Below are 18,829 nucleotides of genomic sequence, written 5' to 3'. Positions count from 1 at the left end.
TCACTCAACATCTTCAGAAAGCTCGGCGCTGACCCCGCGAAACTGTTCCAGGGCCGCTTCCAGGTTTTCGACGATGGCCGCGGCGAGCACCGCCGGTTCCGGCAGCCCGTCGATGTCCTCCAGGCTGTCGTCCTTCAGCCAGAAGATATCCAGGTTCAGCTTGTCCCGCCGGGCCAGTTCCTCGTAGTTGAAACGCCGGAAGCGTTCGGTTTCCCGGCGCTGGTGATAGCAGCTCACGAAGTCGTCGAAATCGCCGTCGGCCAGCCGCTTGGTCTTCAGGGTCTTGTGGATGTTGGTCCGGTAGTCGTAGACCCAGAGTTCCCGGGTCTGGACCTCCCGGGAGGCCGGGCGCTTGTCGAAGAACAGCACGTTGGCCTTCACCCCGGGGCTGTACCAGATGCCCGTGGGCAGGCGCAGCAGGGTGTGGAAATTGAAGCCCTCCAGGAGCCGCTTGCGGATGCCCTCCCCGGCCCGGCCCGCCTCGAACAGCACGTTGTCCGGCAGGACCACTCCGGCTCGGCCGTGGGTGTCCAGGATGGTCATGATGTGCTGCAGGAAGTTGAACTGCTTGTTGGAGGTGGTGAACTTGAAGTCCTCGCGCTCGTAGTGCTCGCGCTCCGTGGTCACCGCGCCGTCCTCGCCCACCACCTTGTAGCTGGACTTCTTGCCGAAGGGCGGATTGGTCAGCACCACGCCAAAGCGCCTGCCCCCGTCGCCGGCCAGGGCGTCGCCCTGGACCACCGGGCTGGCGCTGTTGCCCAGGCCGTGCAGGTAGAGGTTCATGGCGCAGAGCCGGACCACCTCGTCCACGATGTCCACCCCGGTGAAGGCGTCGTGGCGCAGGGCGCGCAGCCTGTCCCGGTCCCGGGTCTGGGTCTTCATGTGGTCGTAGGCCGCGAGCAGGAAGCCGCCCGTGCCGCAGGCCGGGTCGCACACGGTCTCGCCGATTTTGGGATCCACGCATTTGACAATGGCCTCGATCACCGGCCGCGGGGTGAAGTACTGCCCTGCCCCGGACTTGACCTCCGAGGCGTTGCGTTCCAACAGCCCCTCGTAAATCTCGCCCTTCACGTCCACCTGCAAGCCCACCCAGGGCCCTTCCTTGTCGATCAGGCTGACCACGCGCTTCAGCTTGGCCGGATCGGACAGCTTGTTCTGGGCCTTGCGAAAGATCGTGCCGATCAGCCCGTCCTCGCGGCCCAAGGCCTCCAGCGTGCGGCGGTACTGCAATTCCAGCGCGTCGCCGTCCTTGTTCGCCAGTTGGGCCCAGTTCCACTTAGGCGGAATGGCCGACCCCTCGCCCAAAAGCTCCTCGCGTTCCAGGTCCATCTTCAGGAACAGCAGATAGGTGATCTGCTCGATGTAATCGCCGTAGGAAATGCCCTGATCGCGCAGGACATGGGCGTAGTTCCAGACCTTGGAGACGAGTTGTTCGTTGCTCATATTGTGTGGGGTTCACTGATTTGGCTTGGGAAACAGCTTGATGATCGCTTGCATAGGAATGAACATTCGCCGGGGTGAATCCGGGAAGGGCGTGAAGTCATAATGGCGATAAAAATGGGCCGCCTTGTCATGCATCGCCTCGACCACCACCGCGGCAGCGGCCACGACATGGGCTTGCCTGGTGCATCTGTGTAGCGCATCCAACAGAAGATGCTCACCCAGACCTTGTCCGTGAAAACGGCGATCCAGGGCCAGTCTGCCGATAAGGATGGCCGGAACGACCGGATAGCGAGGAAGTCGCGCGGCCAGGGTTTGCGGCAGCTCAACGAGGTCGATGCTCATTGAAGACAGGGTGTAATAGCCGATGACTCTGGTCTGGCCTTGTTCGCACAACACGTAGGGCACGGCCGCGAAGCGCCTGGCATCCTGACCGGCCTGCGTACGCAGGTAAGCATCCAACTCGGGGATGCCGCAATCAAAAGCAGATCGGTCGTGCCCCTTGCCCAGTATCTCGATGCAATGCTTCATGCCAGCTTATCGGCTGGCCAGATAGCGTTTTGCGGCCTTCTTCAGTCTTTCGCTGGGCTCGGCCTCGCCAATCAAGGCCTCAACAAAAATTTGCCGATCCCGCTGACTCAAGGCCATGACTTCCTGCTCGCGAATGGTCCTGGAGGCAACCTCCTGGGCGCAACTCACCACGAAATCAGAGACAGAACATCCCCTGATCCTGGCGCACAAGATGAACATGCTTTTCTGCTCAGGCGTGACCCGTGCTTCCAGCCGCTCGCTGCGTAAGGTTTTGACTTCCATGCCGTCCCTCCCCTTTTGTACGGAACAATGCCGTACAACACCCGAAACTGTCAATATTATTTCAACGAGCGTTTAACTCGGCGGCAGTCCTCCTGACGAACTACTAAGAAATTCTTAGCAGTTGCATCCTCTGCCTTCAGGGTGTGTCGTGCTCATGGCTTGGCCCGCTTACGTGTTCTCTTTGCTGGCCCCGCAGCCCGCTCGGCCCGGATGCGGGCCAGCAGCTCCGATGCCGGTTCATCACTGGGGTCTTGCGGCACCAGACGACCCGCGAAGGCGTCTTTGAGGATGGATTGGCGCAGGGCGGCGGAACGGGTGAGTTCGGATTTACAAAAATCTTCAATGACCTGAATTCGATCAAGTTCATCTTGTAGCCGCGAAACGATTTCCCACTGCTCCCGAATCGATGGCAGCATCAGTCTAACGTCGCGAATATTCGCGAGGTTCAACCCTGGTTTGCCGGCCCCGTAAGCAAACTCTTCCAATTGCTTTCGGCCACCAGCCTTTGCGATCAAGAACCAGTAGATGAACTTTGGATCGGCGGATTCCTTTAGCCTCAATAGCCCCACATGCTGGCTTACGTAGGCCTCCTCCTTGATGTCGACGTCCACAAGAGCCGTCTTAGTGACGTTTGCTCCAGTAATGGTGATGAGTAAGTCGCCCCGTTGCACCAACGTTCGGGTTCCCTCGGATTTTTTTGGTAAGTTAACAAAAGCCACATCATCAAGGTCAAGTCGGTCGAATTTTAGGTTTTGAGCTCTTATGAACAACGCCCCGCTTGGGGCGTAGTATTTTGCCCAGCCGCGAGAGCCAGAGGTCAGGAATTCAGTCACATCGCCCAGCATAATTTCACGCCAATCAGGAACAGAATTCGTAATGCGCCAGTCGGCGGTGAGAAGGCCCGTAACCGCAGCCTTCAGGACGGATTGACGATAGCGAGCGAGCAGCTTCTGCACTTCGCGCAACGTCTCTTCGCCCTTGTCCAGCCGGGCGAACAGGGTTTCGATCTTTTCGACGATGCGGCGTTGTTCGTTGAGGGGGGCGAGAGGAAATACCTTGGTTTCAAGGTACCGCTTCGGTACCCGCTTCTGCCCGACTGCTCCCGTCATTTGATGCTGGGCTTCATGTCGTACGGATGCTGAGGAAACAAAAAAGTAAAGAAGTTTCCTATCCACGGCTTCCATCGGCCTCAAGACATGAAACTCCGTGGTCCCAAAGCCCACGCCGCGTGGCAAAGACGGCACCACCGCCATTTTGCCGTTCTCCATGCAGGGTGTGATTTTTGCGAAGAGCACATCGCCGGACGCGAAGGGAGTGAAGCCAGATTTTACTTTTCCGAAAGGCCGTCGCTCAAGGGTATTAATGCGGCCGGTCTCAGCTTCAACAGCCGGCATTGGCACGAATGGCATCTCGTCTTCATTGCGAAATATGCTCTTATCGATTCCGGGGTTAATTTCCACGATCTCCGAAAGAGGCGTCGAATGCCAAGACTGGGGGAACTTCTCCATCACGCCACCAACACCCCTTGCAAATCATCCAGCATATCGTTCAATCCCGGCCCCAGTACCTTCCTTGCCTGCAATATCCCGCCTTTGTCCGCAAGGCTGGGCGCTTCCTGGAAATCACGCGGGGTGATTTCGGCGTTGGCGGCGATGAAGGCGGTGATGGCGCGGAGCCAGTCTTCCTGCTCGGGGGTGTATTCCCGGCCGGCCTTTTTTTCCCGGCCCATCCAGAGATTGAACCGCCGCTCCACTACAGCGCTGAAGGATTCCAGCGCCTCGGTCTGGCCCAGGGCAAAGCGGACCAGGCTGACCACCTCGGTCAGTTGCTCGTCCACCGGCGCGCCGCGGATCTTGGCGGCGTCCAGGCGCTTGTAGGCCTGCCAGACATTTGCCGTGGTCAGGTAGAGCGGCGGGTCGGTCATGCGCCGGACCAGTTCGCGGATCGCGGCATAGGTCAGGCGCTGGCGGCCTTGGGGCTGGTTGTAGAGGATCTGCAAGGCGGTCAGTTCGTCGCGGTTGTCCACGATGAACTGCTTGAAATTGGTGACGGTTTCCTCGGCCCGCTTCTTGTCGAAGCCCGCGCCGGTCAGTTCATCAATGGTGATCTCGTCGATCACGATTTCGGTCTTGCGCTTGATGTCCTTGAGCAGATTGCGCACGGCAGGCTTGTCGAATGGGCGGCAGGCCGCTTCTGTCAGCTCTTCGACGACCGCGCGTTCCTGTTCCGGCGTGGCATTCCGGCCGTGGCGCAGGAGGATGGCGGCCTGTTGGGCGTCCGGGTCAATGGCGTCCAGCAGGGCGTTGGCCAGATCGCGCGGGGTTTGGCCGCCCGTGGCCTCGGCGATGCGGGCGCGGTCCTCGGGGGCCAGCTTGCGGTCCAGCATGGCCAGGCGTCCGGCCAGGGAGGACAGCGCGTCCTCGTCCCGGCGGCCCATGGCGATCTGCTCCAGCAGGGCGTCGAAGCTGATGGACTTCTTGCGCTCCAGGGGCTGGGAGGCATTCTTCTTGGTCTCGGACACGCCCACGGCGTCGATGAGAATGAAGCGGGTCTTGGTCTTGGCGTCCGGCGTGACCGACCGCAGATCGGCATCCGGAATGGTGCGCACGCCCCGGCCCTTCATCTGTTCGTAATAGCCCTCGGACTTCACGTCGCGCATGAAGATCACCACCTCCACCGGCTTGATGTCCGTGCCCGTGGCGATCATGTCCACGGTCACGGCGATGCGGGGGAAGGGATCGACCCGGAAGGTCTTGATCAGCGTCTTGGGGTCCTCGCCGGTGTTGCGATAGGTGATCTTCTTGGCAAAGTCGTTGCCCTCGCCAAAGACCTCGCGCACGGCATGGACGATCTCCTCGGCGTGGTTGTCATCCTTGGCGAAGATCAGAGTCTTGGGCAGCCACTGGCCGGAGCGGTCAGGGAAGAGTTCGGTGAAGACCCGGTCCTTGAAGGTTTGCAGGACCGTGCGGATCTGATTCGGGTTGACCACGGAGCGGTCCAGATCCTTGCCGGTGTATTCCAGATCCGCGTCGAGCTGTTCGTAACGGACCTTACGGGTCCGCTTGTCCCGCACCGGCACCTGAAAGCCCGCCTCGCCGGTCTCCACCTTGCCCCCGTCCTCGGTGACCCGGGTGCGGATTCGGTAGATTTCATAACCCACGTTCACCCCGTCGGCCACGGAGCGTTCGTAGGGATACTCGGCCACCAGGTTCCGGTTGAAGAAACCCAGGGTGTGCTTGGACGGCGTGGCGGTCAGGCCGATGATCTGGGCGTCGAAATACTCCAGCACCTGCCGCCAGAGCCCGTAGATGGAGCGGTGACATTCGTCGGTGATAATGAAGTCAAAGGTCTCGATGGGGATGGCCGGGTTGTAGGCCAGGGGCAGCGGCTCGCCCTCCTTGCCCTGCCACTGCTCAAACCCGGAAGCCTCCTCGGCTTCCTCGGGCAAATCCTGACCCTTGAGCAGGGAAAAGAGGCGCTGGATGGTGGTGATCACGACCTTCGCGTCCGGGTCGATGCGGTGCGAATGCAGATGCTGGACAATGTAGGTGTCCGTGAAGCGGTTCGCCGCGCCGGGCGGATGAAAGTTCTGGAACTCCTTCAAGGTCTGGTCGCCCAGGTTGTTCCGGTCCACCAGAAACAGAATGCGCCGGGCACCGCCATAGCGGATCAGCCGATAGGAAGACGAGCAAGCCATGTAGGTCTTGCCCGCGCCCGTGGCCAACTGGACCAGGGACCGGGGCCGATCCTCGGCCAACGACGCCTCCAAACCGGTAATCGCCTCGACCTGGCAATCGCGCAGCCCCTTGCGGTCCAAAGGGTCCTGGATCGGCATTCGCCGCAAACGGGCCCGTAAGGTCTCCGGCTGGAGCAACCATTCATGCAGCGTCTCCGGACGATGAAAGGCGAACAAACGGCGCGATCGAGGCTTGGGATCGCGCTGGTCGCAAAAAAAGGTCTCCTCGCCGGTGCTCTCATAGTCAAAAGGAAGCGGATCACCCCAACAAGCCAAATGCACCGGCAACCCACCCATATACCGCCCCGCCTGATCCGCCACCCCACTCAACGTCACCCCGGCCCTCTTCGCCTCAATCACCCCGGCGGCCTTGCCCCCGACGAACAGCAGGTAGTCGCAAAACCCACCGGATAACGAAAACTCGCGGACGGCCACGCCCAGGCCCGCATGGCGGTCCAGTTCGTGCCGGTCCTGGAGTACCCAGCCTGCCTCGGTGAGGAGCTGGTCAATTTTTGTGCGGGCGTGGCGTTCGTTGTCGGTCATGGGGGTGTGGGGGTGTTTTGAGGTGGTGGGTGCTGGTTAGGTGTAAAGTTGTGCTCACCTCCAAAACTCAGGAACGTGATACTCGCGGCGCATCCGCTGCAGCCCTGGATTGGGCCACACTCGTCTGGCCGCTATCGATTACAACGCGGAACCGAGAGCGTTGTTCCTTCAAGGGCAGGATAGATCCTCTGGCAAGGTGAACGTTCAACTTTTCCGAGGAAGATCCGATGTTGCTCAAAAATTCCTTTGGTATTTTTTGAACAATGCGAGGAAAACGAAAAAAAAGCTCCGGCCGCAGGCCAGCATAAACGGGACGCGGCGATAAACGCAAGGAACAGTCCGGAAAATCAACAAATTAGGCTGCTGGAGCCACCCATGGATCATGACGTCATGACGACATGATATCATGCCCTAAGACTGCTCGGGGCGAGCAAGCGCCCGGAATTTCTCGCAGCGCTCCGGCGGAATCGTCTCTTCTCGCTCAACGGTTCCGTCCGGCAGGACGATCTTTCGTACGTAAGCGCCATCTTCGCTTGGCGTGAATGTGGTTTTTCGAACCCACGGCAGGCCACCTTTCGCCCCTATCTGCTCGACCAGTTTTTCCAAGGCCGCATTCGACATCCGTTATCTCTTTGGTGACGCTCCAAACAGACCCGCGCATGGATGCGTATTCCCAATGAAACACCGTGCGCAAACTCCAAACATCCAAAGAACATCATGCCGTCATGACGGCATGACGTCATGACCCTCTCCCCTTGCCCATCTCACTCAAAACTTCGGGGTTCAGCAAAATAATCTGTTGTCTTCTCGGCTCCGGGAAGGGAGTCCCCGCCAAATTCCAATGCTCCAACACGTACCAGAGCATCGCCCGTCGCAGGCGAAACACCGCCCTGCCCTCATTCATGCAAAAATCCCTTTCAATGGCAGCCCTGGCGCCGGACTCAAGTCTTGGGTCCGGACCGAGCACGAGATCGACATCCTCATGCCAGTCCTTGTCGGCTGTAGGGTTGCCTTGCGAGAGAACACCCCGCGCTGTTTCAAAAACACGCCCCAGCACAAAATCCTTGAAAACCTGACTGCGATGACAAAAGGCTCTCGCGTGCCAGCGCTGACCGTCATGCCCAAACGCATGGGGAGTTACATCGCGCCAAGCCGGCTCCGGACTTGAAAGCGATTGATAGAGAATCCCAAGCCCTCGCTTGTCGGCGACGGCAGACAGAAAGGCGCGCAGAACATCGGCCGACAAGGCGCGTTGCGGCGACGGCATGCGCAACATCTCGGGCATGTCGCCGAGGTGTGAGTCGCCCAACAGAACATGGCCCAACGCCCTGTCGGGATCGGTGGAAATGATCGCCGGCTTGAACTTATCCCCTGGGCGATACGTTTTTCCTCGCGGATCATAAAAGATATTGCCCGGAGCGAGCTCTTCATATTCGCGAATCGTCAAGCTGGCGTGCGGCCTTGAAATGCCGAAATGCTTGACGATGTCTATATTCCCGCACCTTCCCGCCCAAAAAAGACGAGATTCGAAAAATGCAAGTCTATGAAAAGACTTGGTGTCCTTGACAGTGAGTTTTGACATGGGCTAGAAAAAACGTACCTTTAACTTTAAGTGTGTGATCAAGATAATAAAACAAAGCGACGCGGCCCGCAAGTGCCGCCCCTGAGGTGGTAAAAAATGGCCTGGCGAGACGTCATGGTGGCCGCAATGCGGCTGGTCGACCTCTACGACACGAGACGCGAACTGGGCGCGGCTGCGACGTCCCTTCGCGCTCCCGCAAGGGCTGACAGCGCCGACGATCACCTGGCTGGGGTGTTTTTCGATCTGGGGACCGCGGCCCTGGAGGCGCTTGACGTCCTGGAGGACGACGCCCCCGGCGCTTTTTTTCTTGTCCAAGACGTCTTTAATCATTTGCGAGACGATTTTCCGAATTGCGATATAAACGACTTTCACAGCGTCGTTCAAAAGCTTTCCATTAGATACCCGCTGTATTTCGCCCGCGACGCAGTCTTGCTTAAAGACACGGCCCTGATTGAGCAATCTCAAGCCGGCAAGAGGATCCGCCTGGGGCAAAAAGGCCGCCTGGCGCTGCACCTTTCGGAATCATCCAGCGATTGGATTTACCTCGACATTGATGCCGCGGGCATTGTCAAGGCTATAACTCACGGAAATTTCGGAGATGTGGAGCGGTTCAGCTCTGAACTCGCAAAAAGGACAAAGAATGCGAACCTCGAGGTACGAGCCATCCTGGAAATGCCGTTTGCCGAACTTCAGGCGCAGGCTCTTTTCAAAAAAAACGCCCTGTATGTTGAGACCGTCAGCAAAACTCAGGACATTGTCAGCGAGGCCTCTCATTTGATGAAAAGCGACAAGGCGGCTGCCGAGCTTGAAGAGTGGCTGGAATTGCACCCGAACAACGAAGGAATTGAACGAAACATCAGAAGGCAATTGCACAACACCCTTTCACTCATTGAGGCGCTGACCAGAAATCTTTCAAGAGTTATTGAAGCCGTCCAAAGAGGTTCCCGGACTGGCGTTCGCACTCCAAACTTTCAAGCGGCGGCAAAAAGCGTGGTCCTGAAAGATGGATACGAAAAAAACGCAGATTCCGTTCTCAAGGCTTTCGTCTGCCCCGAGAGCATTCACGAAAGCATTCAAGACGTCATACAGCGCATAGAGATTGAAACTCCTAAAAAACGCGAACCCAACAAAATCGACCAGTCCGGCGCCAGCCCGGCCGCCACGGAAGCGTCCGCGTTTGTGCAAATATACGGGGAAGAACTCCTCCGGCGGGCGTCAAAGGGTTCGGTGTCGCTTCTGGACCTGGTGGCCGAAGCCGCATGTGGAGCGCATACGCTCGAAGGACTTGCGGAACTCGTTGCCGCATTTCTTGACGCCGAGTCCATGGGCTTTAAAGACGACTTCATTGTTTGTCCCGGCACGACTACACGATTTTTTTCAATAGACGGCAAACGAATCCGTGTCCAAGACTTGATTTTCCAAGCAAAAACGATGGAGTCGCCAAATGTTTCATGATCCTGAAGTTCTTGCACGCCTCACAAACTGGCTTTTTGCACACCGGCAAATCCGGACCAGAATCCCCAAGGGCCTTCGATTCAAGGACGGAGAAAAAGACCTGGTCATGGAGATTGAGCACCTCAACAGCGACCACGTTGCCTACCTCACGGATTATTTTTCATTCTCCGGTTTTTCCCTCCAAATATTCAGTTGGACCGAATATCCCGGCATTCCCACCGGAGGACAAATTTGGTGCATAGTCCGTTCCGGCGACAATCCCCCTCCTTGGATTTCCCAAAAAGAGGCCCGACTGCGTTTCGGCTTGAGGGGGGACTCTTCCCGCGACGCCAACGTGTGGGCTTTTACCCTTTACCTCCATTACCTGCACCTTGCATACACAAAGCTTGATCGCCACCCGCAAGAGATCTCCAGGTATGTCGACGTCGTGTTCACGGAGGAAGCTCTTGTCCAAATCGTGCGTGAATTTGTCAACAAGCTTGCCGAGGAACACGCCAACAAAACAACCGCGGTCTCCATCCTCACAAACGAATCAGGACAGGAAATCGAGCGCCGAGTCTCAAACTTTCTTGGCTTCCTGGACTCCACCGGCTGCATCAGCTTCAACAAGAACGACAAAGCATATTCGCAAACACTTTTGGGCGCCGCGGACGTTGCGGAGCACTATAGCAGGGAAATCACCTACTTGGTCCCGCGACCGGAAATCAACTCCGAAGCATTGAAAGAAATCCTTGTGGAAGACGAGCCGGAGGACGATAATGAGCCTGATCAAGAGAATTGAGATTACAAATTTTTTAGACAGCAAGGGCAGGGACGAATGGGCCCCGGACATCGCCTGGGAGACGCTTGACCTCGCAGCCAAGTCGACGATCATTCTGGCGCCCAACGGCACCTGTAAAACTTCTTTGACCCTGGCCATCTTTGCCCTGCTGACAAGGAAAAAGTCCTTCATCAAGCAAGTGAAGTCAAAGATGTCGCCCAAGGGCGCACGAAGCAACATGTCGCATGTTCGCATCGAATTTTTTCGGCCGCACGACAGATATCTGGTTCAAAGAAGCCTCGACCCCGTTGGCATGCCTATCAGCGGCGACACCTGGGTTTTCGGCATATGCGGCCACAACGACAACAGCGACAAGCTGATTTATTATTTTTTCAGGGGGACGTTTGATACGGTTCCCTTGGCCTTTGCCGCAAACGACGTAATCACTCTGATTCCGGATCCGGATATCGCAGATTCAGTGAAGGCCGCTCCCGAAGGGATCTATGATGTCGGCAGCGACACGTGGAAATCTCTGATCGGCGATCACATTCCCCGCCGACAACTGGATTTGTTGCAGCAGTTTCAAAACAAGGGCGGGGGCGATCACAACGCCCCTCTGTTTCCCGTGATCCAGAAAGGCGCGGAACGTTACGACGAGGCGTTTTTCTATCAGCATGTCGTGCCGCAGCTTGTGTCAGGCATTCATCGTCCGGACCCGGAAGACAGCGACGGCGATGCAGGGGCTGAAGAGTCCCTGGAAGAAACCCTGGTCAAGGGCTCATACGGGCTGCTCCAAAACAAGCACGACCTGGAAAAGACGAAGGCCCGGCTTGACGCTACTCAAGGGACCTTCAACGATCTGCGTTCCCTTTCTGAGCATGCCGGGGCCATCAATACGGCCGAGGCGGCGTACAAAAAGGCGCTGGGCAAGGTCGCCGAGGTCGGAGCCGCGCTTCGCGCCGTTTTGCACTCAGGGCTGCCAGGACTGCCCGTAATGGTTCTGCACGGCGATGCGCAAGTGAACAAACTTCTTGAGCACATGGCTATCAGCCCGGGCGAAGATGTCTACCTCCGAGCCCCGGGGATGGATGGGGTGATAAACAGCGCCCGAGATGTTTATCAGATACTTCGCGATTTCAAGTTGCGGAGCAGCAAAATTTCACAAGTCGTTGAAATTGTTACCCAGGAACATATGGCAAAAATTTCAAGGGCGCCTCAATCCGGTCGTTATCTGTCGGAAGCCGACGCCGTTGAATTCATCAAAAAAGTGCCTGAAACGTATCTTCGCGATTCGGCAGGCGACGTTGCAGCTTTCCGGGCGCAAAAGATCGAAATCGTCAAGACGGCCTTCGGGCATTTCCGCAAAAGGATCGACACGAGTCCTCACAGACGCCATCTGGCGCTTTTGGCTCAGAAGACAGAGGCGATGCGCGGCGCCGGCGCAGGGGTCGCCAAACGCATAGCCGGGGGCAACGAGGAAAAGGCAGCGCTCGAGGCCGGGCGGCAGGAACGGGAGGGCGTTCGTGCGGCATGGCGGCAAATGTTTGCCAGCGAGCTTTTTTCCCCCGATGAGATCGCCAATCCAGCCGCAGCGGAGAAAGATCTCAACGTCAAAAGAAAAGAACTGCGGGATTCGATAGAGATCCTAAGCGAGAATATCAACAGAATCGGCAGCGCCCAGGATGCGTTGATCAAGTTTCGCAAACAATACCCGGGCAGAGAGCCGTTGGACGTTTCGGCAGACCTGCAAGCTCGTCGCCAGGACTGCCGCAAACGGCTGACGACCACGGACAATGCGCTTGAATCACTGGATCATGAGCGTTGCAGGTGCAGGCTCCACGCAAAAAAACTGGAAATCCACCGGGAAGAGCTCCGACAAAGCGCTGCCGCGTTGGAGATGCAGGAGAAAAGCCTGGCTAAACTGCATCAGGCTTTCCCCGGAATGTCCGTGACCGAGATTGCCGCCAGCCTGGACGACAATGAGCGGGCGCTGCAGGACGAATTTGTCCGGCTGCAAAAAGCCTTACAAACGTCGCAAAAAAAGCACGACGAATTCGAAGTCGACGCCAAAAGGCAAATCAAGGACGCGGATAAAGAAACCCAATTTATAAGGACAAATTTTGAAACGCAGGCTGAAGGTCTTCGCAATTTATTCCCCGACCTGGAGGCCCTGGATGTTTTTAAAGAGCAGTACGGGCCTGAAGCCGATCCAGAAGCAATTAAAGCCGCTCGACAGGAAAAACTGCAAAAGCTTGAACCCAAAACCGCCAAGATTGAAAAGTCCACCGAAGAGCAGGCACGTTACCTTTCCGCGCTTGAACAAAAAAAGCTTGCGCCGGGAAAAATTTCTAATCTGGCATTGAGCAACATCCCTGGCGACCTGGATTACTCGCTTCTGCACCAAACAATAGAATCTTCCGGGATGTCTTCGGAGCGTAAGGCCCAGGCGCTGAAGCTTTTTTCCCCCTTGATTTTTTCTCCTGTCGTCAAAACCCCCCAAGACGCTGCCCGGCTGGCCGAGATATTCGACGCGAAGAAGTTGCCGGTCCCTGTCTTCCTTGAGCCCGGCCTGACAAAACTGCTTTCCTCGGGCGATTTCTCCGGCCTGGAAGATGTTGTATGTCCGTATCTCGGGGAGATGGCGGACATTTTGCTCCATCCGGAAAAATTGGAAAACGCTCGCAAAGTCGCGGAAAAACGGCTCCGGAACCTGAAGGCCAGGCACGAGGTCTTGCTGCGCGGCACGGTGGATTTGTCGCCCCGTTCGCCGGCCTCGATGCTCATTCGAAATGCCTGTGACAGCGTCACAAGGGGGAGCGAAGCAGGGGCCCGGGATCTCGCAAAAAAGATCCTGGCCGCAGCGGGAGCCTCCATTCCGGCATTTGAAGGCCTGCGGACATTTTTGCGTGAACGATCCGTGGGCACCCAGTCGAACGACGTCGAGTCGCACGGCTTGCTGAATGAATTTCCTGGGGCTGGGGACGAAGAAAGGCGACAGGCCTGGCTGTTAAGCGCCGAAAAAACTTTTGCAGGGCGCGTTGAGAAGTTGGTGCTCCTACGGAACCGACTCGAAGATGAAGTTAAGAGGACAAAGGAAAAATTCGCACAGGAAAAACATTTGCAAGACGAAGCCATTTCGCAGGCGGAGGCGACTCTTGCAGAGTTCCGTGCAAAATGTCGCGGGCAAGGCGACGTCGCGCAGGATCTGGCTCGAGCGACAGGGTATGATCAGAAAAAACATGCAGAGATCAAGGACGCCCTGGGGAAGGTCGAGTTTGAATTGAAAGAAGAAGCGGGCATGGCGACAGAGATTGAAGAGGAGCGAGATCGAGGTCGACAGAAGAGAGGAGACGAAAAGCTGCTGTTGCAAGGCTTGCGGCACCAGGCAGAGTCCTTCAATTTTGAAGCCTTGGCAGCCTTTATAGCGTCTGACGAAGGCAAAAACGTCTCCGTGCTGGTTGACGAACGTTCAAAGCAACATAAAAGCTTGGATGATATAGACAAAAAACTTCGTTTTCAGTTTTGCGAAGCGCAAAAATACGTTTCCGTAAAGGCAGAGGACGAGAATGCTGAGAGAAGAATTGGTGAAATCAAAAAAAATCTCGGCGAACTGGCGCAACAAGAAGCACAATTAAACGAGCAAGTCGCTAACCTGCTCGCCGTTTCCGAAAAGGTAAGAGGATACTCAAGATCCTACGACAGTTCTTTGGTTGATATCCAGAGGGAGATGAAACATTTCGCGCAAATTCTCGCGGATGTCGGGGATCTGGCCGACGTTGGCGAAAGCGAGGGAGCTTTGAGCCTCAAGCAATCGCTTGCAGGCATTCTTTCGGAAGAGGCGGGGCCAGAATCAAGGGAACTTGTCGATGCGATTGCGGAACTCAGCACAAACATAGCGAAATTTGAATCGTTCGACAAAGCGAGAAGGGCAAAAGATCGGCAAAAAGATCGGGACAATGCCCTCATCGATTTTCAACGCGAATGCGGTCGCTTTATCAAAGAGAACCGGGGGAGGGTTTCGGAATCTGTTTTGCTGGACGTTGAAGCGGCGAAGGCAAAGCCTTCTCTAATCCAAAGCCTTTTAGAGATCTTAAGCGCTAATGTTGCAGAAGAGCGCGGCGTTTTTGAAAAACTAAGTTGGACTTACCAGCATCTATGGGACAAACAAGTTGGAAGAATTGTGGGCATGTCGGAAAAGGCGGAAGATAACTTCAAACTGCTTAAACGTGTCTGCGCAAAACATGGAAAAAATGGGGAGGCCACATTCTATTTTGATGCGAAATTGGCCACAAAGGACGACATTGAACGCCTTGTTCATGCAACCAGGGACAAAATTGAAATCCAATCTGAAAAGCAACGGATAGAATTGGACAAAGGGAATATTACCAAAAAACAATTTGAAGACTCCATCAAAAAAGGAGATTTTTTAAGTGATGTCAGAAAGCAGTTTTATAAAATATTTTTTGGCAACCCTTCAATAAAATTTACACATTCACATATTCGCTGCGGACAAAAAATTGATTACTCAGAAATCAACGAGTCAAAAATAAGCGGCGGCCAGCGCGTCGCCTTGCAGTTATTGATGGTTGTGCGCCTTGCTGAATTTGCAAAGGAGCGCGACATGCAATCCAGCGGTCGTTCAAAGTCAGCAAGGCAGGCTCAAACGTTTGTGCTTCTGGACGGCATGCTTTCGTCTTTGTCTGACGACAAGTTAATCAATGAAAGTTTGAACGCTTTGCAAGCCTGTCAAGGGGTTTTTCAGCTTGTCGGCCTCATCCATAACAAGGGTTACGTCAACAATTTCAATATATTTCCTTCATTTATCGTGGCCAGACGATACGTTGAAAAAAACGATCCCCACACCAAAGGGCGCTGGGTGCGCTTTGAAAAGATCGAAAAGGACGAGAATATGGGCTTTTGGCACGCCCAGGTTGTTGCAGGGGGTTCGGAGAATCAAATGCAGATGACTGAGACAGCCTAATCGGCCTGTGCGACGATCAGCGAACAGGTTAAGCATAGTCGAGCGTCTATATGGATATCAAATTGGACAAGGCAGAAGATAAAGTTAGGCAGGGACTTCGCAAGTTGGCTCGCGGCCGGGAAAAGTTAAGTCCTGCGAGCATCCAGCAACGGCTGCTGAATGTATCAGGTTTGGACAGTATTGCCCTGCAAAAGGGCATGGCCGCGTTGAGGCGGCGTGGCGAAGTTAATGCGGGATCGTGGGACGAATATCATGGCATCCCCCGCACCATGTTGTCGCTGAACCTGTTGCCGTTGCCTGTCCCAGAACACCAAACATGGTGGGAAGAGGCTCTCGAGCGCTCCACCCTTCCAGAGGACGTCCGCAAGCTTCTTCGCAAGGACAACATCATCAAAAACGTCGAAGGGCTGTCAAAGGAGGATATGGGGCTGATCCTGGCAGGGTTGCTTGAGCTTAAAAACTCGGACAAGGGCAAATTTTCAGAATTTGTCGGCAGCGCCCGCTTGCTGTTGTCCAGCTCAAAATTGCTGGGCAGTTTCGGCAAGGCCGTCCGTGACGCTCTGTGCGGGCCTGGGGACTGCTTCAGACCCGCGCCAAGGTATGTCGTTGTAGCCGGGCCCCCGGCGCCTTCCGCTGTTTTGCTTATTGAAAATCCACAATGCTTCGAAGCCGCTGTCGAAGCCGGCGCGGCGGAAACAGTCGGCCTGGTTTCCGTTTACGGCTATGGTCTGGCTTCGACAGCCGTACACCAAGAGGTTGAGGCCTTCTGGAGAGAGTCCTTCGGAAAAGATTTTTCTGCTCTGATCCCTCTTGTTCGCGCTGGACAGCCTCCGTCGCTGAATCAGTTGCTTGCCGCCAAATCCGTGCTCTGGTGGGGAGATCTGGACCTGGCCGGCCTGGATATTTTTCTGCGCCTGAAAAAAAGGTTTGCGCGGCTGCGCCTTTCGGCCCTATACGGCCCCATGGTCGACATCCTCAAAAATGGCGCCGGCCATCCATATGTCGCCTGCGTCGGCAAGGAAAAACAACCGTCGCGCTATACGCTGAAACGGTTGAATCATTCGGATTTGCACCCCCTCCTTGAAGTTTGCGCCCGAAGGGCCGTTGACCAGGAGGCTGTTCCGAAAGAGACAATTGCCGCGCTGTGCTCCGCCCCTCTTGCCCCATCATGATGTCATGACGGCATGATAAACGAGGCACCTGATCTTTTTCACTGCTTGCGCCAGCCATGTCCCTGGCATGACGTCATGACGAAAAAACCTATAAAGAAACTTACCACAGGATTATCTCATGCTTTCATGCTGTGGCAACATCATGATTGACGCAACTCGGCACGACATCCTTATTACCTGAAATCACGAATCACTTCTTCCCTTCACGACTTCTTGGCGTCCGGTAGTTCTTTCCGGTCAAAACGACCTTGTATGCGCCGTGTCTGATCTGATCCAAAGCCGAGGCCAGCAGTTGTTCGGGAACGCTTCGGCCCATTCGCTGAAGTCGAGATTACTGGTCATGATCGTGGCTCGACGCTCATAGCGTTCCGAGACAAGGTCGTGGAAGTCCTCATCCTGGCCGAGCGCATGGGCTTGAGCCCAAAGTCATCAATGATCAGCAAGTCCACCTTGGTCCAGCTGGGCCAGCTTCCGTTCGTAGTTTCCCACAGCTCGGGCCGCCTAGAGCATGCCAAGCAGCTTGGCATGGCTGATGTACAGCGTGTCGTGGCCGCGGCGTACGGCCATATGCCCCAGGGACTGAGCCCAGATGGCTTTTGACGGTGCCGCAAGGGCCGAGAATCAGCACAGGGGCCTTCTCGTCTATGAATCTGCTGGTGGCCAAGTCCCGGACAATGCCTTGGTTGATTCCGGCGTTGAAGGTGAAGTCAAATGTCTCCAAGGTGTTTTGGGCATTGCAGCCGGAGCGGTGTTGCAACTTGGCGAACTTTTGCTGTTGGCGCCGGGCCACTTCGTCCGCGACGAGCAAGGCCAGAAAGTCAATGTAGGGCAGCTTTCCCTCGATGGCTTCGCGGTTGCGGACCTCCGGTAATCAAGAATACCGGACAAGCGCAGCTGCTTGAGCAAGGGTAGTAGTTGGGGCATCGGGTGCATGACGGCCTCCTACTGCAACGGGAAGGTGCCACGGATAAACCGAGCTTTGCCGCCATAAGTTTCGCCCAGGGGCACGGTTTGTCGTGCGGGCTCCTAATCCAGTCCCTTTATCAGAATGCTTTTGACAGCCACATGAGTCGGCGTGTCGTGGACAATGGCTCGCGCACAGGCCGCCTCCAGTCTTTAATGGCCATATTTATCGGCCATGCGGATGACTCCTTGGGCAGAGCCCAGCGCATGGATAACCTCGTATTGGCAATAAGCACCTCCTGAGGAAGAGCTTGCCTGAGTTATCCAGCGCAGCATTCGAAACGAATGAACAGTGACGATTCAACTGGTCAATTTGGTCCGGAATACGCGGTCACTTTCATCCGGAATCCGTGGTCAATTTGGTCCGGAATACGCATACCCTTCCTTGGGAAAAATTAACAGGAAATGAATCAAATCTTGGCGTCTCAGATGAAACATTTTGGGGGTGCCCATTTGGCGATATTGGCGACCATCGCTTCGCGCCATTTTGCTTCGCACCAGGGGATCGCTTCGCGCCATATTTTGCTTCGCCAAAATCGTTCTCGGAATGGTTTTTTGCAAGGCTATTTTGATGTGTCGGGATGCCCAACTATGTAGCGTCGCCAGGGTGGATGCGGTGGTTTTTCCGTGCTTGAATGTTGTGGGATGCCTTTATTGAGTTTTGGTGAGCCGTTTTTATTGTTGGGTATGCTTTTTTGTTTTTTGGTGTTCCGAATTTTGTGGCATACCCCCCGTTACTTGTACGCGGAGCAAGCGCTACATGGACATGTTTAGCGCGCGTCCAAGTAGCGGTGATTGAAGGCTCGCAAGGCAGGTGTGGCGGGCATCCCAGGGTTTGAAGCGGGCATCCCGTTTTTGTTGGGTCGTGGTGCGGAAATTTTTGCTACATGGACAATAAGGCGTGTTACATGGACGAAATCCATCATGCTACATGGACGGAGAGCCGTGTTACATGGACGCAAAAATGCGATGTCGTTTCGAGTACTTATTCCTGTATAGGATCTTTTTTGAAGTGTTTCCTCCGCACCCCCATTAGAGAATCCATTGTGGCCGTTGGGAGATTCGGATTGACCCGGCCAACTCGACGTTTGCCGTAGTGCTCCGTCGCGGTGTCGACGACGCCGTGGCCCGCGAATACAGCCGTGGCCGCCGGGTCGTTATGAGCAGCTTTTTGATTGGCTATTGCCTGGTGTCTTGTTGAATACAAAACTATCCGTTTCCTTTTGGGAAAAAGTTTTCTGTTGACTCGCTGCAAAAGTCTGGAGCAGGCATTGTATGTTTTACGAAACTGCCTTCGGCGAAAGCCGCGCGCATCTTTCCAAGAAAGCTTTTCAAAAATCGTCGGTTTTTTGCGGTCATCATGCTTATGTCGATCGATCTGGTT

13 protein-coding genes and 2 pseudogenes are annotated in these 18,829 nt (G+C 55.6%); 5 read left to right on the top strand and 10 right to left on the bottom strand.

The features are described from left to right. From GY33_RS0107805 to GY33_RS0107775, 7 genes are all read right to left on the bottom strand, one after another. A complete protein-coding gene (locus tag GY33_RS0107805) occupies window positions 1-1,443 on the bottom strand; it encodes a type I restriction-modification system subunit M (protein WP_031386803.1) in 1,443 nt (480 codons plus the stop codon). A 12-nt stretch (window positions 1,444-1,455) separates the two neighbouring features. Beyond that, entirely contained in the window at window positions 1,456-1,971 is a 516-nt protein-coding gene (locus tag GY33_RS0107800) for a GNAT family N-acetyltransferase (protein WP_031386802.1), read from the bottom strand. Window positions 1,972-1,977: 6 nt separating this feature from the next. Beyond that, window positions 1,978-2,253, bottom strand: a complete 276-nt coding sequence (locus GY33_RS0107795; RefSeq protein ID WP_031386801.1) for a type II toxin-antitoxin system TacA family antitoxin — start codon at window positions 2,251-2,253, stop codon at window positions 1,978-1,980. A gap of 152 nt (window positions 2,254-2,405) precedes the next feature. Beyond that, a complete protein-coding gene (locus GY33_RS0107790) occupies window positions 2,406-3,761 on the bottom strand; it encodes a restriction endonuclease subunit S (protein WP_031386800.1) in 1,356 nt (451 codons plus the stop codon). Continuing rightward, window positions 3,761-6,532 (bottom strand): type I restriction endonuclease subunit R, encoded by a 2,772-nt coding sequence (locus tag GY33_RS0107785; protein WP_031386799.1) that lies wholly within the window; start codon window positions 6,530-6,532, stop codon window positions 3,761-3,763. Before GY33_RS0107785 ends, GY33_RS0107790 begins: the two co-directional genes overlap by 1 nt. A gap of 411 nt (window positions 6,533-6,943) precedes the next feature. Further along, window positions 6,944-7,153, bottom strand: a complete 210-nt coding sequence (locus GY33_RS0107780; protein ID WP_031386798.1) for a hypothetical protein — start codon at window positions 7,151-7,153, stop codon at window positions 6,944-6,946. Between the two features lie 118 nt (window positions 7,154-7,271). Continuing rightward, on the bottom strand, window positions 7,272-8,114 hold the full coding sequence (locus GY33_RS0107775; protein ID WP_035271571.1) for a WYL domain-containing protein: 843 nt from the start codon (window positions 8,112-8,114) through the stop codon (window positions 7,272-7,274). Window positions 8,115-8,210: 96 nt separating this feature from the next. Here GY33_RS0107775 and GY33_RS0107770 point away from each other — a divergent pair, with 96 nt between their 5' ends. From GY33_RS0107770 to GY33_RS0107755, 4 genes are all read left to right on the top strand, one after another. Further along, on the top strand, window positions 8,211-9,569 hold the full coding sequence (locus tag GY33_RS0107770; protein WP_051822412.1) for a hypothetical protein: 1,359 nt from the start codon (window positions 8,211-8,213) through the stop codon (window positions 9,567-9,569). Window positions 9,570-10,026: 457 nt separating this feature from the next. After that, the gene (locus GY33_RS21680; protein ID WP_235185494.1) at window positions 10,027-10,350 is read left to right on the top strand and encodes a hypothetical protein; all 324 of its coding nucleotides are present in this window, start codon (window positions 10,027-10,029) and stop codon (window positions 10,348-10,350) included. Then, on the top strand, window positions 10,328-15,310 hold the full coding sequence (locus GY33_RS0107760) for a coiled-coil domain-containing protein (protein ID WP_031386794.1): 4,983 nt from the start codon (window positions 10,328-10,330) through the stop codon (window positions 15,308-15,310). The genes GY33_RS21680 and GY33_RS0107760 overlap by 23 nt, the downstream gene beginning before the upstream one ends. A 50-nt stretch (window positions 15,311-15,360) precedes the next feature. Beyond that, window positions 15,361-16,482, top strand: a complete 1,122-nt coding sequence (locus GY33_RS0107755; RefSeq protein WP_051822411.1) for a Wadjet anti-phage system protein JetD domain-containing protein — start codon at window positions 15,361-15,363, stop codon at window positions 16,480-16,482. A 237-nt stretch (window positions 16,483-16,719) separates the two neighbouring features. Here GY33_RS0107755 and GY33_RS21825 read toward each other — a convergent pair. Further along, window positions 16,720-16,830, bottom strand: a pseudogene (locus GY33_RS21825) (hypothetical protein); the annotation flags it as partial. A gap of 33 nt (window positions 16,831-16,863) precedes the next feature. Here GY33_RS21825 and GY33_RS21820 point away from each other — a divergent pair. Beyond that, the gene (locus GY33_RS21820; protein WP_031386792.1) at window positions 16,864-17,082 is read left to right on the top strand and encodes a hypothetical protein; all 219 of its coding nucleotides are present in this window, start codon (window positions 16,864-16,866) and stop codon (window positions 17,080-17,082) included. Window positions 17,083-17,125: 43 nt separating this feature from the next. Here GY33_RS21820 and GY33_RS21815 read toward each other — a convergent pair. Further along, window positions 17,126-17,272, bottom strand: a pseudogene (locus GY33_RS21815) (ATP-binding protein); the annotation flags it as partial. 1,158 nt (window positions 17,273-18,430) lie between these two features. Further along, window positions 18,431-18,829, bottom strand: a 399-nt coding sequence (locus GY33_RS21330; RefSeq protein WP_035271569.1) for a site-specific integrase, incomplete at its 5' end; no start/stop codon positions are given.

The sequence above is a fragment of the Desulfonatronum thiodismutans genome, from assembly GCF_000717475.1.
Lineage (GTDB): Bacteria > Desulfobacterota > Desulfovibrionia > Desulfovibrionales > Desulfonatronaceae > Desulfonatronum > Desulfonatronum thiodismutans.
This window is presented reverse-complemented; position numbering and strand designations above follow the sequence as displayed.

Coding starts and splice junctions, on each gene's coding strand:
- GY33_RS0107790 (WP_031386800.1), bottom strand. CDS start 3,761: ATGGAGAAGTTCCCCCAGTCTTGGCATTCGACGCCTCTTTCGGAGATC.
- GY33_RS0107795 (WP_031386801.1), bottom strand. CDS start 2,253: ATGGAAGTCAAAACCTTACGCAGCGAGCGGCTGGAAGCACGGGTCACG.
- GY33_RS0107775 (WP_035271571.1), bottom strand. CDS start 8,114: ATGTCAAAACTCACTGTCAAGGACACCAAGTCTTTTCATAGACTTGCA.
- GY33_RS0107760 (WP_031386794.1), top strand. CDS start 10,328: ATGAGCCTGATCAAGAGAATTGAGATTACAAATTTTTTAGACAGCAAG.
- GY33_RS0107780 (WP_031386798.1), bottom strand. CDS start 7,153: ATGTCGAATGCGGCCTTGGAAAAACTGGTCGAGCAGATAGGGGCGAAA.
- GY33_RS0107770 (WP_051822412.1), top strand. CDS start 8,211: ATGGCCTGGCGAGACGTCATGGTGGCCGCAATGCGGCTGGTCGACCTC.
- GY33_RS0107785 (WP_031386799.1), bottom strand. CDS start 6,532: ATGACCGACAACGAACGCCACGCCCGCACAAAAATTGACCAGCTCCTC.
- GY33_RS0107755 (WP_051822411.1), top strand. CDS start 15,361: ATGGATATCAAATTGGACAAGGCAGAAGATAAAGTTAGGCAGGGACTT.
- GY33_RS0107800 (WP_031386802.1), bottom strand. CDS start 1,971: ATGAAGCATTGCATCGAGATACTGGGCAAGGGGCACGACCGATCTGCT.
- GY33_RS0107805 (WP_031386803.1), bottom strand. CDS start 1,443: ATGAGCAACGAACAACTCGTCTCCAAGGTCTGGAACTACGCCCATGTC.